General features: G+C 72.4%; 8 protein-coding genes, 2 tRNA genes and 2 pseudogenes. 9 read left to right on the top strand and 3 right to left on the bottom strand.

Annotation, left to right across the window (positions count from 1 at the left end; all coding sequences use genetic code 11):
- Positions 1-644: 644 nt before the first annotated feature.
- The 6 genes and pseudogenes from FMEAI12_RS10265 (at position 645) to FMEAI12_RS10240 (ending at position 8,887) form a co-directional block, all read left to right on the top strand.
- Positions 645-1,673 carry a 3-isopropylmalate dehydrogenase gene (locus tag FMEAI12_RS10265; RefSeq protein ID WP_112105832.1) on the top strand — a complete coding sequence of 343 codons (1,029 nt, stop codon included), beginning with the start codon at positions 645-647 and terminating at the stop codon, positions 1,671-1,673.
- Positions 1,674-2,062: 389 nt separating this feature from the next.
- The gene (gene ilvE / locus FMEAI12_RS10260) at positions 2,063-2,986 is read left to right on the top strand and encodes a branched-chain-amino-acid transaminase (RefSeq protein ID WP_071060665.1); all 924 of its coding nucleotides are present in this window, start codon (positions 2,063-2,065) and stop codon (positions 2,984-2,986) included.
- Positions 2,987-3,199: 213 nt separating this feature from the next.
- Entirely contained in the window at positions 3,200-3,586 is a 387-nt protein-coding gene (locus tag FMEAI12_RS10255) for a cyclic nucleotide-binding/CBS domain-containing protein (RefSeq protein WP_041253718.1), read from the top strand.
- Positions 3,587-3,640: 54 nt separating this feature from the next.
- Positions 3,641-4,246, top strand: a pseudogene (locus FMEAI12_RS10250) (Crp/Fnr family transcriptional regulator); the annotation flags it as partial.
- A gap of 244 nt (positions 4,247-4,490) precedes the next feature.
- The gene (gene cimA, locus FMEAI12_RS10245; RefSeq protein WP_112105831.1) at positions 4,491-6,149 is read left to right on the top strand and encodes a citramalate synthase; all 1,659 of its coding nucleotides are present in this window, start codon (positions 4,491-4,493) and stop codon (positions 6,147-6,149) included.
- Positions 6,150-6,490: 341 nt separating this feature from the next.
- Entirely contained in the window at positions 6,491-8,887 is a 2,397-nt protein-coding gene (locus tag FMEAI12_RS10240) for a murein transglycosylase (protein ID WP_112105830.1), read from the top strand.
- Between the two features lie 280 nt (positions 8,888-9,167).
- Here the strand turns inward: FMEAI12_RS10240 and FMEAI12_RS10235 are convergent, their stop codons facing one another.
- The 3 genes and pseudogenes from FMEAI12_RS10235 to FMEAI12_RS10225 all read right to left on the bottom strand — a co-directional run.
- On the bottom strand, positions 9,168-9,434 hold the full coding sequence (locus FMEAI12_RS10235) for a hypothetical protein (RefSeq protein ID WP_112105829.1): 267 nt from the start codon (positions 9,432-9,434) through the stop codon (positions 9,168-9,170).
- Between the two features lie 108 nt (positions 9,435-9,542).
- Positions 9,543-10,916 carry an IS607 family element RNA-guided endonuclease TnpB gene (gene tnpB, locus FMEAI12_RS10230; RefSeq protein WP_112105828.1) on the bottom strand — a complete coding sequence of 458 codons (1,374 nt, stop codon included), beginning with the start codon at positions 10,914-10,916 and terminating at the stop codon, positions 9,543-9,545.
- Positions 10,913-11,074 (bottom strand): annotated as a pseudogene (locus FMEAI12_RS10225) (IS607 family transposase); the annotation flags it as partial. The gene tnpB and the pseudogene FMEAI12_RS10225, both read right to left, overlap by 4 nt.
- A 301-nt stretch (positions 11,075-11,375) precedes the next feature.
- Between FMEAI12_RS10225 and FMEAI12_RS10220 the strand changes: the two are divergent.
- From FMEAI12_RS10220 to FMEAI12_RS10210, 3 genes are all read left to right on the top strand, one after another.
- The gene (locus tag FMEAI12_RS10220) at positions 11,376-12,152 is read left to right on the top strand and encodes a fumarylacetoacetate hydrolase family protein (protein ID WP_112105833.1); all 777 of its coding nucleotides are present in this window, start codon (positions 11,376-11,378) and stop codon (positions 12,150-12,152) included.
- A 285-nt stretch (positions 12,153-12,437) separates the two neighbouring features.
- Positions 12,438-12,509: transfer RNA gene (locus tag FMEAI12_RS10215), tRNA-Gln, on the top strand.
- A 54-nt stretch (positions 12,510-12,563) separates the two neighbouring features.
- A tRNA-Glu gene (locus tag FMEAI12_RS10210) sits at positions 12,564-12,636 on the top strand.
- Positions 12,637-13,016 lie beyond the last annotated feature (380 nt).

Genomic DNA, 13,016 nt, shown 5'->3' with positions numbered 1-13,016 from the left:
ACGATTGGCTGGAAGACAAGGGATGGCGCGTCGGGGTCGGCCAGGATGCCGTCGAGATCCGGCCGCACGGGCAGGCCGGGAACCTGGCGGCGTCCGTCCGCGGGGCAGGCTCCGCCCGCCTCGTCCACCTGACCCTGACCGGCGGGTTCGCGCGCCCCCGGTGGACCAGCCTCGACCGGGCGCCTGATGGTCGACTGTTGAGAAACCATGCGCCGTGCACCCCCTCGTGTCGCCGCACGCCGCATCGTCGATGTTGTTGATTTCTTATCACTTTTTCAACGCTCTGGGCACGGCTGGTGGCGGGAGTTGTGGTGCCGTTCGAGTGCGTGGTCCGAATTTTGTCTGCTGCGCATTTATCGTGGCCAGGGCGATTGTGGTCCGGTTGATGTGGTGGCGTCTTTGTCTGCTGCCGCTTACGTCAACGCGCGATGTGTCCTCGTATGTCGTCTCCTGGTTCAGTGGAATGACGACCGGCGACGGCCGGGGCGGCACGATCCGTCGCCGGTGACCCGGGTCGCCCCGGGCCACCCCGGGGTGGCCAGCGAGCTGTTCCCCGGCGGGCGCGACCGGGCGCCCGTCCGGCCTGGTCGCGCCCGGGGCGGGCGCGCCGGACGTCCACGCCGGGCGGACTAAAGTCGAGCCCCATGAGGCTTGCGGTCATTGGTGGCGACGGAATCGGTCCGGAAGTGGTCGCGGAGGGGCTGCGCGTGCTACGAGCCGTGCATCCCAAAGTGGAGACCACCGACTACGACCTGGGCGCGCGGCGCTGGCACGAGACCGGCGAGACCCTGCCCGACAGCGTCCTGGCGGAGCTGCGCGGGCACGACGCGATCCTGCTCGGCGCCGTCGGCGACCCCGGGGTGCCCAGCGGCGTCCTGGAACGCGGGCTGCTGCTGCGGCTGCGGTTCGAGCTGGACCACCACGTCAACCTCCGGCCGGTCCGGCTGTACCCCGGAGTGACCTCACCGCTCGCCGGTGACCCCGCCATCGACATGATCGTGGTGCGGGAGGGGACGGAGGGCCCCTACGCCGGCGCCGGCGGCACGCTGCGGCGCGGGACGCCACAGGAGGTGGCGACCGAGGAGAGCCTGAACACGCGCTTCGGGGTCGAGCGGGTCGTGCGCGACGCCTTCGCGCGGGCGAGCCGGCGTCCCCGCGCCCACCTCACCCTGGTGCACAAGACCAACGTGCTCACCAAGGCGGGCGACCTGTGGGCCCGCACGGCCGCCGAGGTCGGCGCCGAGTTCCCCGGCGTCAGCGTCGACTACCAGCACGTGGACGCCGCCTCGATGTTCTTCGTGACCGACCCGGCCCGGTTCGACGTGGTGGTCACCGACAACATGTTCGGCGACATCCTGACCGACATCGGCGCCGCGATCACCGGTGGCATCGGGCTCGCCGCCAGCGGGAACCTCGACCCCTCGGGCGCGAACCCGAGCATGTTCGAGCCGGTCCACGGCAGCGCTCCCGACATCGCCGGCCAGGGGCTGGCGGACCCGACCGCGACGGTCGCCTCGGTCGCGATGCTGCTGGACCACCTCGGCCACGCCGACGAGGCGGCTCGGGTGGAGGGCGCGGTGGCCGCGTCGCTGGCCGCCCGCGCCGCGGCCGGCGGTGCCCGCCGCTCCACCCGCGAGATCGGCGACGACCTGGCCGCCCGCGCCGTGGGCTGAGTCGGGCCCCACTCCGACCGGCCGCGCGAGCGGGAACGACCGCGCGGCCGGCGAGCCGGGGGAGGGCCGGTGTGTCCCCGCCGATTCGTCGTTCGTTTTCCGTCCGGTCATCCGGCGGCTATTCTTCGGTGAAGCCGTAGATCCGGTACGACGGCAGCCGACAGGGCCCGACCACGGCGACGATCGGCGGTTTCGTCCTCTCTGACCGTTTGTTCGCTGATCGTTCGGCACTTCGCTGATCGTTCGGCACGGAGCCGTTCGTCACGGCACCGGTGGGCGACAGCGCAGGCGAGCGCTGGTCAGTGACAGCGTTCGCGCACCGCGGTGCTCGTGCCCGCGGTGCTCGCCAGCCCGCACGTCCCCCTGACGTAGCCCGTCCTGGAGTCATCATGGCCATCACGCCCACCTCGAAGATCTGGATGAGCGGCGAGTTCGTCGACTGGGACGACGCCCGCATCCACGTGCTCAACCCGACCCTGCACTACGGCTGGGGCGTGTTCGAGGGCATCCGCGCCTACTCGACGCCCGTCGGCAGCGCGGTCTTCCGGCTGACCGACCACATCGCCCGCCTGTACCGCAGCGCGAAGATCTACCTGATGGAGCCGACCTTCACGCCGGAGGAGCTCGTCCAGGCGACGAAGGACACCATCGCGGTGAACAACGTCGAGGAGTGCTACATCCGGCCCCTGATCTACCTCGGGTACGGCGAGATGGGCCTCAATCCGCTCCCGTCCTCGATCGAGGTCATGATCGCGGTCTGGCCCTGGGGCTCCTACCTGGGCGAGGACGCCGAGCGCAACGGGGCTCGGGCGACCATCTCGACCTGGCGCCGCAACGACCCGAACATCATCCCGCCGGCCGCGAAGGCGTCCGGCCAGTACCTCAACTCGTCGCTCGCCAAGGTCGCCGCGATCAAGGCCGGTTACGACGAGGCGATCATGACCAGCCCGAACGGCCACATCGCTGACGGCTCCGGCGAGAACGTCTTCATCGTCTCCGGCCGGCAGGTGATCACCCCGCCGCTCAGCGACGGGCCGCTCGGCGGCATCACCCGCGCCTCCGTCATGCAGATCGCCGCGGACCAGGGCTACGAGGTGCGCGAGCAGCACATCGTGCGCACCGACCTCTACCTCGCCGACGAGGCGTTCTTCACCGGCACCGCGGCCGAGATCGTTCCCATCTCCGAGGTGGACGACCGGCGGATCGGCACGGGCCGGCCCGGCCCGGTCACCCGGGAGATCCTCGACATCTTCCACCAGGCCACCCACGGCGAGGTCGACCGCTACAAGGACTGGAACGAGCTCGTCAGCTGACGTCCCGCCCGGCGGCGAGCCGACTGCGTGACCACGCCGCCGCCGCGTGTGCCCTGGCCAACCCGACCTTGGACGCCTACCGTCTCCAGTAGTCGTTTCACGAGCGCACAAGCGTCCGGAGTCGGAGTTCGGGAGGACGTCATGCGGGTTTCGGAGGGCACGCGTGTTTCGGGGGATACACGCGTTTCGGAGGATATGCGGGCTTCGGAGGGCATGAGTGTCTCGGAGGGCATGAGCGCTCTGGTCCTCGTCGTCGGGCCCGGGCACACCCTGCGCCAGGCGGCCCGGCTGATGGCCGCCCGGCACGTGGGTGCCGCCGTCGTGCTCGACGGCGACGGCCAGGGGTTCGGAATCCTCACCGAGCGCGACGTCCTGCGGGCGATCGCGGCCGACCAGGATCCGGACGTCGAGGTCGTGGGCGACCACGTCACCCGGGACGTGGTGGTCGCCGCCCCCGACTGGTCACTCGACGAGGCGGCCGCGGCGATGCTGCGCGGCGGGTTCCGGCACCTCGTGGTCACCACCGGCGCCGAGGTCGAGGGCGTGCTTTCGATGCGTGACGTGGTGCGCTGCTGGAGTCGGCAGCGGGTGTCGGCCTGACGTGCCGGCCGCGATGGATATTACCGGTCGTGTTCGCATTATCACGATTGCGCGATGAACGTGTCGGCTCCGGGATCTGCAGCACACGAGACCGCCGAGCGGCGCTACGTTCACCGCATGCACGACACTGAGGCGGTCACGCTGCTGCGGGCGACCACGCTGCTGAAGGAGCTCGACGAGGAGGATCTGCTGCGGCTGGCCAGCCGGTCCGTGACCCGGCGTTTCCGCCGGGGCCAGGTGGTCTTCACCGAGGGGGAGCCGGCCGACACCCTCCTCGTCATCGCGTCCGGGCGACTCAAGATCCTCACCAAGGCCGACGACGGGCGCGACCACGTGCTCAACATCGCCGGTCCCCGGGAGACGCTGGGCGAGCTCAACATCGTCGAGGCCGGGACGAGGTCCGCGAGTGTCGAGGCGCTGGAGCCGAGCACCGCGCTGGTGCTCGAGCGCAGCGCCGTGTGGGAGCTCGTCCGGGAGCGCCCGGCTGTCGCCGAGCAGCTCATCCGCGCGCTGGTGGCGCACGTGCGCCGGCTCACCGGGGCGAACGCGGACCTGGTCTTCCTCGATCTCCCGCGCCGGGTCGCGAAGCTGCTGCTGATGCGGATGCGCGAGGCCGGCCGGCCGGTCATCGAGCTGGGCCTGACGCAGACCGAGATCGCGTCGCTGCTGGGCGGCTCGCGCCAGTCGGTCAACCAGGCACTGCGCGAGTTCGAGCGGCGGGCGTGCGCGGCGTCCACGGCGTGCACATGGCGTCCATGGCACTTGCCACACTTGCCGCGTGTCCAGCGTGTTACATCGTATGGTGGGACGCTGGCGGCGAACCCGTCCCCGTCGCGCGTTCCGGTCACTGACCAGGCAGACCGGGCGCGTGACGGCCAGACACGGTTCCAGCGAGAGGTCCATCGTGGTTCACGACACCCCAGCTCCGCTCGGTTCAGCTCCGCTCGGCGCGGTCGGCGGGCTCCCGTTCGACCGGGAGTCGCTGCACATCTACGACACCACGCTGCGCGACGGCACCCAGCAGGAAGGCCTGTCGCTGTCGGTCGCCGACAAGCTGGCGGTCGCCCGGCACCTCGACGACCTGGGTGTCGGCTTCATCGAGGGCGGCTGGCCCGGCTCGAACCCCAAGGACGCCGAGTTCTTCCGGCGGGCCCGCACCGAGCTCGACCTCAACGGCGCGCTGCTGACCGCGTTCGGGTCGACCCGGCGGGCCAGCAAGGCCGTCGCCGACGACTCCCAGGTCGCCGCGCTGCGCGACGCCGGCACCTCCGTGGTCTGCCTGGTGGCCAAGGCCGACCGCCGGCACGTCGAGCGCGCGCTGCGGACCACGCCCGCCGAGAACCTCGCGATGATCCGCGACACCGTCCGTCACCTGACGAACGAGGGCAAGCGGGTCTTCGTCGACGCCGAACACTTCTTCGACGGCCACCGCGCCGACCCCGCCTACGCGCTCGAGATGGTGCGCACAGCGGCCGAGGCCGGTGCCGAGGTGATCGTGCTGTGCGACACCAACGGCGGCATGCTGCCCACCCGGATCGGTGACGTCGTGGCGGCCACGCTCGCGAGCACCGGAGCGCGCCTGGGTATCCACACCCACGACGACGCCGCCTGCGCCGTCGCGAACAGCCTGGTGGCGATCGAGGCCGGGGCCACCCACGTCCAGGGGACCGCCAACGGCTACGGCGAGCGTTGCGGGAACGCCAACCTGTTCAGCGTCGTCGCGGGCCTGGAGACCAAGCTGGGCCGCCAGGTCCTGCCGGCCGGGCGGCTGCGTGAGCTCGTGCGTGTCTCACACGCCATCGACGAGGTCACCAACTCGGCCCCGAGCACGCACCGGCCCTACGTCGGCGCCAGCGCCTTCGCGCACAAGGCCGGCCTGCACGCGAGCGCCGTCAAGGTCGACCCCGACATGTACCAGCACATCGACCCGGCCGCCGTCGGCAACGACATGCGGATGCTCGTCTCCGAACTGGCCGGCCGCGCGACCCTCGAGCTCAAGGGCCGCGAGCTCGGCATGGACCTCTCCGGGGAGCGTGAGGCGCTCGGTCGGGTGCTGGAGATGGTCAAGGACAGGGAGGCCTCCGGCTACGCCTACGAGGCCGCCGAGGCGTCCTTCGAGCTCATGCTGCTGGACGAGGTCTCGGGCCGGGAGCGGTTCTTCACCCTGGAATCCTGGCGGGTCATCGTCGAGCAGCGCTCCGGCGGCGAGGTCGTCAGCGAGGCCACGGTGAAGCTCACCTCCCACGGCGAGCGGCACGTGTCGACGGCGGAGGGCAACGGGCCCGTCAACGCGCTCGACACCGCCCTGCGCAAGGCGCTGGAGAAGGCCTACCCGGGTCTGGCCGATCTCGACCTGGTCGACTACAAGGTTCGCATCCTCGACGGCCGGCAGGGCACCGGTGCGGTCACCCGCGTCCTGGTGGAGACCAGCGACGGCCGCGGCCGCTGGGACACCATCGGCGTCGACGAGAACATCATCGCCGCCTCCTGGGTGGCGCTACAGGACGCCGTCACCTACGGCCTGCGCCGCCAGGGTGAGCGCCCCGACCCGGATGCCGTCTGACTATCTGACCGGGCCGGCCCGATCGCCCGCGCCGCGGGTTTTTCATCATCGGATGATCTACACGGCCAACGCCGTCCGGGCGTTTCGGGCCTGTCCTGTCAAAGAATTCCCGGTTGACGCCAACGCCGCCCGGTCATCCTTTGGTGCCCGTTACGCTGACCGCGACGCTTTCGGGCATCCCGGTCATCCGCCGCAGGTGGCGGTGGACGGGTTCGGGGGCTCCCGGGGGCGACGGTGATGGGCGATCTCGGCTGCTGCGGCCGAGGAGAGGGGACGGCCGTGTCGCGGTGCCCGGCGGTTGAGCGCCCGACAGGGCGCGACCGTGCTCGGGGAGGTCGGCGATGAGCCGTCGTTCCACCGGCAGCGTGGGTGGACGCCGAGGCGGCTCGCACCGCTCGTCGCCCGGAGTATCGGACATCGTGTGGGTCGACCCGCCGTCCGGGGGCCGCCGCCGGACGGGCGGTCGCCGCCGTTCCACCTCAGGGCGCGTCGAGGCCACCGCGCGCACCGAGCTTCCTGAGCGCACCGACAGCCTGGCGCCCGCCGAGGGCCACGTGCCCACCGACGACGGCGTGGGCACCGACGGCCGCGTGCCGGCCAGCCGCGTGCCGGTCGAGGGCCGCGTGCCTGCTGATGGCCGCGTGCCCGCCGGCGGCGCCGGACCGGCTGGAAGCCCCCCCCGCGCCATGCCGTCTCCGGACGCCGATGCCTCCGAGCAGGACGTTCTCTACGGTCGGTCGTCCTCTGCCGAGCGGGCTGCGGCCCGCCGGGGCGGGATCGCCGCCGGCCGCCGGGTACGGCTGGGGCGGCGCCCCGCGCCCGGCGCGTGGCCGGTGGGCGGGAGCCGGTCGCGCACCACGCGGAGCCGGGATCTGGCCGGGGGGCGCGGCCGGAGACGGGACCGGGACGCTTCCACGAACGGGTCCTGGTCGCTGCCGAAGATCGCGCTCGCGGCCACGGCTCTCGCGCTCGCCGTCACCGCGGTGGCCGGGCCGTCGTCCGAAACCGCCGCAGCGAAGCTCACCGGCCCCGTCAACGGACGGGTCGACCAGACCGAGCTGCTGCCCGAGGGTGGCGCCGCCTTCGGGGGCGCGACCGTGGAAGACCTCGCCAGCGTCGTGGGCGCGTCCGGGCAGGTCCGCCTGCCCGTGCGAGCCGGGCTCGCCGCCTCGCCGGTCGCGAGCCGGCCGGCCGGGTCCGCCACGGCCACGTCCGGCACGTCCCCGACGGCAGGCGCGTCGCCTTCGCCGGCCGGAACAGCGTCGACCGGAACAGCGACCGCGGGCGCGTCGGACGACGGCACCGTCCGCAACGCGCCGCTCGCGACCCCGCCCGGCTCCAGCAAGGAGGCGTCGACCATCCCGGCCCGGGCCCTGGCGGCGTACACCAACGCGGCCGACCGGGCCGCGACCGAACATCCAGGCTGCTACCTGCACTGGTCGGTCCTCGCCGGCATCGGCGCGATCGAGTCGGGCCACGGGCAGGGTGCACGCACGGACAGTAACGGCCGGGTCGCGCCCACCGTTGTCGGCCCGCGTCTCGACGGCTCGCCCGGGATGTTCCGCATCCGCGACACCGACGACGGCTGGCTCGACGGCGACACCGTCTGGGACCGGGCGGTCGGCCCGATGCAGTTCACGCCGTCGATGTGGCGGTGGATCGGGCGCGACGCCGACGGCGACGGCCGCGCGGACCCCAACGACTTCGACGACGCCACCCTGACTGCCGCCGATCGCCTCTGCCAGGCCGGGGGTGACCTGCGCGTACCCGACAACGTGCTCTCCGCGGTGCGCTCCTACAACCCCTCCGACGGCTACATCCGCTCCGTGCTCGGCTGGGCGGCCTGGTACGCCGTCGGACCGACGGTCGTCGGGAACCTGGGCACCGGGACGGCCGACCCGGCGGGCGCCGGCGCGACCGGGGGCGACGGCGGCGACCCGACCACCGACGCCCTGGCGACCGACCAGCCCTTCCAGGTCACCACCCTCGTCCCGCTGCCGGGCTCGTCCGACGGCACCTGCGTGGCCCCCGTGATCGACCAGGCGTCGATCAGCGCGGGCGGTGTCGGCGGGGACGTCGTGACCGGATCGGAGTACGAGTCGCTGGAGGTCCGCGCCCGGGTGGGCGGCACCGCCGAGCGGACCGTGACCATCGAGCTCACCCTGCTGGACGAGACCGGGGCGACGGTGGCGACCGGGGTGAGCGCGCGGGCGCTGCCCGGCGGCGACGGCGTCGTGCCGCTGGGCCGGCTGGACGGGCTGGCGATCGGGCGGGCCACCGGCCGCGGCCCGTTCGACGTGAAGGTCCAGGTCCTGCCGGCCGGCCAGGACTGCCAGCCGGTGCAGGCCACCGCGCGGGTCGGCAACGTCGATCCCGCGGACTTCGCCGGTGCGCCGTCCACGCTGGCCAGCCTCCGGCGGCGGCTGGAAACCTACCGGGACACGGGACGGATCACCCAGACGGCCGCGGCGGACCTGCTCGCCACCCTGCCGGCCGGCGACGGCGGCCTGCAGGCCTCGGTGGAGCTCGCCCGCTTCCTCGACCGCCTCGCCGCGGCCATCCGGATCGGGGAGATCGCCGCCGACGCGGCGACAGGCCTCGGTGACGTCGCCAATGCCCTGCAATCCCAGCTGAACCCACCGGCGAGCACACCGCCCGCGGGCGGGGCCCCGTCACCGGGCACGACCGAGGACGTCCCCCTGCCGTTCGACGTGGTCCCGCTGGCGCCCGGGACCTGACGCACGCCGCCGATCGCGGTGATCCGGACCCGGAGGTGGCCGAGCTCCTCGACGAGGCGCGTGCGCTGGTCACGGTGTCCGGCACCGACGTCCTGCGCTCGCCGTGGCCGTACCTGCCCTCGCCGTGCGCCGACCCGCCCCACCACGGGCGGGAAGGCGCCGCGGCCCACGGCGGGCGCGCAGGCGTCCCGGACCATGATGGGCGGGAAGGCATCACGCCAGCGGCACTCGTGTCCGCCGGCACGACATCAGTTCACTGGACGGGGACGCCCCCGGCGTCTCAGTCCTCGTCCGGGATCTCCTCCCACCACTGGCACCACCAGTCGCCGCCGACGAGGACCCGCAGCTTCGGGTGCCAGCAGTAGGTGATGTCCTTGTCGGTGTCCAGGTAGTACAGGCAGTTGTCGCAGCGCTCGTCACCGTTCGGCTTGCCGCGGAGTATGGCGTCCTCCGCGAGGTGGCCCAGCTTGACGCTGAGCTCCTCGTCGATCGGCTTGGGCTCGGGTGCGCCGACGTCATAGACGGGGGTCGCGTCGATCTCGGTCACCGTTCTCCTTCCAGGTCGATGGCGGATCGTGCTGGGCCACGCCGTGTCCCGACCGGGGCGCCGACCCGTATCCGGCAATCCTGCCTGATTCTCGGCTTCCGTTGCGGATCAGTGGTCATGGGCGATCATCAGTTCCGCAGCCGCCTGTCTCCGGGCGGCGGTCCCCGTCTTGCCCGCTCGTGCGGTGCGGGGTTCCCGCTTCACGGCCACCCGCCCCGCGGGCGGGGTCTTACGGTCGGCTCCACGGGCGTTCGGCGCATACGCGCCCGGGTCTCCGGCCACTCCGGCACCCGTTGCGAAACGTCTCAGGTTCAGCGAGGCGTTGTAGTCGCGGTCGATCACCAGAGCGCAGTCCTGGCAGACGAACGTGCGGTCCGACAGCGTGAGGCTTGGGTTTCGCCATCCGCAGCCGGAACAGGTCTTGCTCGACGGGTACCAGCGGTCCGCGACGATCAGCCGCGAGCCGTACCACGTCGTCTTGTAGGTGAGCTGTCGCCGAACTTCGGCCATGCCGGTGTCCGACACGCCACGGGCCAGCCGGCGGTTGCGGACCATCCCGGCGACGTGGAGATCCTCGACCACCACCACGTCGTGGGACGTCGCCAGGCGGGTGGTCAGCTTGTGCAGGCCGTCGCGGCGCTGGCCGGCGACCCGGGCGTGGATGCGCGCCAGCCACGCGGCCCGCTTGCGGCGGCCGACGCTGCCCGGCTTCGACCGGGCGTAGGCGCGCGACGCGCGGCGCAGCCGGCCCAGCGCGGCGTCCAGGTGCTTCGGGTTGGGCACCCTCTCGCCCGTCGACAGGACGGCGAGGCACCTCACCCCGAGGTCCACCCCGACGGTCCCACCCTTGCGCTGCCGCCGCGACGGGGCGTCGGGCAGGTCGCGGGCGACCTGCACCGTGAACGACACGAACCAGCGGCCGGCGGTCCGCGAGACCGTGGCGCCCCTCAGCCGTGCGGTGCCGGCGTCGAGTCGGCCGATCAGCGCGCCCATGGGTTCGTGAACCTTCACCCGGCCGATCCGGGGCAGCTTCACGTGCCGGTCGCCGTCCGGGCCGTAGGCGCCGGTGGTGTACCGGAACGAGTCGCGGGCCTTGCCGCGCTTCTTGAACCGGGGGAAGCCGACGCGGCGCCCCTTGCGCCTGCCCTTACGGGAGTCGCTGAACGCCTTGAGGCCGCAGGCAAGCTGATCCAGCCCGGCCGAGTACGTCTCCTTGGAGCACTCCGGCCACCACGAGGCGACCTCGCCCTTGGCGTCGTTCCACTGCCTGCGCAGCGTCGGCATCGTCCAGGGGACCGGTGTCCGCTCGGCCTCGGGCACGCCGTAGGTGGCCTCGGCCGCGCGCTGGTCCATCGCGGCCTTCACCCGGGCCAGGCCCCAGTTGAACGCGAACCGCGCCGCGCCCGCGTGCCGACCCAGCGCGACGAGCTGCGCCGGAGTCGGATCGAGGGCGTAGCGGTACGCCTGCAGGACCGTGCTCACCCAGCATCCCCGGGGCCGGCGACAGCGACGGCGGCCGCGCGCCGCGCCCGGTTGGCCGCCGCGCGCCGGCCGTACAGCCGGGCGCACAGCGAGGTGAGGATCTCGGTCACGTCGCGCACGAGGTCGTCGTCCACCTCGGACGGGTCGACGACGAGCAGCCCGCCGAGACCGGCAGCTTGCCGGCCGCGAACCAGCGCCGGGCCCTCACGTACGCGACGCCCTGCGAGCACGCCCACCGCTTGAGGTTCACATGAACATTACAGATCACCATCGGTCGCTATCGACCACTCGACACGCAACAGTTGCCACCCTTCGCCGTCCCGGTGAACCGGATCCGGCGGCCGGGCGGCCGAATGATCGAGTGGTTCGGGCCACAGTGCGGCCGGACGCCGCCACGTGCCGGAACCCGGCCCGGATCCGGACACCCCGATTCCCGCGTTCGGTCGGTACGGTCGCGGAGTGCGCATAGCGAGGTACACCGACGGGTCCGAGCCGGCATTCGGAGTGGTGGAAGGCTCCGTGGCGGACGGAACCGCCATTGTTGCCGGGATCACACCGCATCCGTTCGCGCCCTTCACCTTCACCGGGGTGCGGCGACCGCTGGCGGAGGTACGGCTGCTGGCCCCCGTGCTGCCCAGCAAGATTCTCTGTATCGGGAAGAACTACGCCGACCACGCACGGGAGATGGGCGGCGAGGCCCCGACCAGTCCCGTCCTGTTCCTGAAGCCGTCCACGAGTGTGGCCGGCCCCGGGGACCCGATCGTGCTGCCGCCCGACAGCGAGCGGGTCGACTACGAGGGCGAGCTGGCCGTCGTCATCGGCCGGCTCTGCCGTGACGTGCCGGCGGAACGCGCATTGTCCGTCGTCCTCGGCTTCACCTGCGCGAACGACGTGACCGCTCGCGACCAGCAGGCGACGGACGGCCAGTGGACCCGCGCCAAGGGCCACGACACCTTCTGCCCGATCGGCCCCTGGATCGAGACGGACCTCGACCCGTCCGACCGGGTCATCCGGACGACGCTGGACGGCGAGGTCCGCCAGGACTCGCGGACCAAACTCCTCCTGCACGACGTCCCGGCGCTGGTGGCGTTCATGTCCCGCGCGATGACCCTGCTCCCGGGAGACGTCCTGCTGACCGGTACCCCGGCCGGAGTCGGCCCGATGCGCGCCGGCCAGACCGTAGCCGTCACGGTGGACGGCATCGGAACCCTGACGAACCCCGTGACCACCCGATAACCAGGCCACGGCCGCGACCAGGCCGCTCCCGCCCCCGGTCGTCCCGGCCTCGAATCCCGGGGTTCCCGCCGCCCGGAGCCCCGGGCCCCGAGCCCGCCACGCATTTGGCCGTGATGGCGGTGTGCTGGGTGGGGACGGGGATGTTCGGTTCTGGGGTTGGGGTGGTGTCGCGGGCCTGCTCCGGGGGTGCGAACGGCTCGGATGGGACGACTCGCCCCGCGCCCACCCCTCGTGTGGACCGCGGTCGCCGATGGGGTACAGTAGGCATCGCCCGCGAGGGCCCCATGGGGTATGGGGTAATTGGCAGCCCAACGGATTCTGGCTCCGTTAGTCTAGGTTCGAGTCCTGGTACCCCAGCTGCACAAGATGCACCACGATGCTGTATATTGAACGAGACACACAGACAGTCTTGGCCCCGTCGTCTAGCGGCCCAGGACGCCGCCCTCTCAAGGCGGTAGCGCCGGTTCGAATCCGGTCGGGGCTACGTTACAAATAATCGCGAGCGCCAACCTTCTTAGGTTGGCGCTTTTGCGTTTCCATTGTTTCACCCCGCCTCGCTCACCCCTGTGCTCCGGGCCCAACGACGTCCGCCCGGCGGGCGTGAGCTTTCGAAGTTCGGGGAGCGCGGTGCCCTCCGCCCTGTCACGTCGGTGTGACGACTCCACCGGCCTGGCCGTACCCCACCGATGGCCGCCCAGCCGTGTGCCGTGCGCGCTGGGCCGGGTGGCGTGGGCCGTCCGGGGTGAGCCGGGGCGCGCGGATGGCATGCGGGATGCGGGATGCGGGATGCGGGTGAGGCGGGGACGAGCGCGGTGCGGAGCGGTGCGCGGGCGGGGGTGCGCGGGTAGCGCGTAGGGGTGGAAC

This window comes from Parafrankia sp. Ea1.12, assembly GCF_900465275.1.
Taxonomy (GTDB): Bacteria; Actinomycetota; Actinomycetes; order Frankiales; family Frankiaceae; genus Parafrankia; species Parafrankia soli.
The sequence above is the reverse complement of the archived record's forward strand: the minus strand, read 5'-3'. Positions and strand labels throughout refer to the sequence as shown.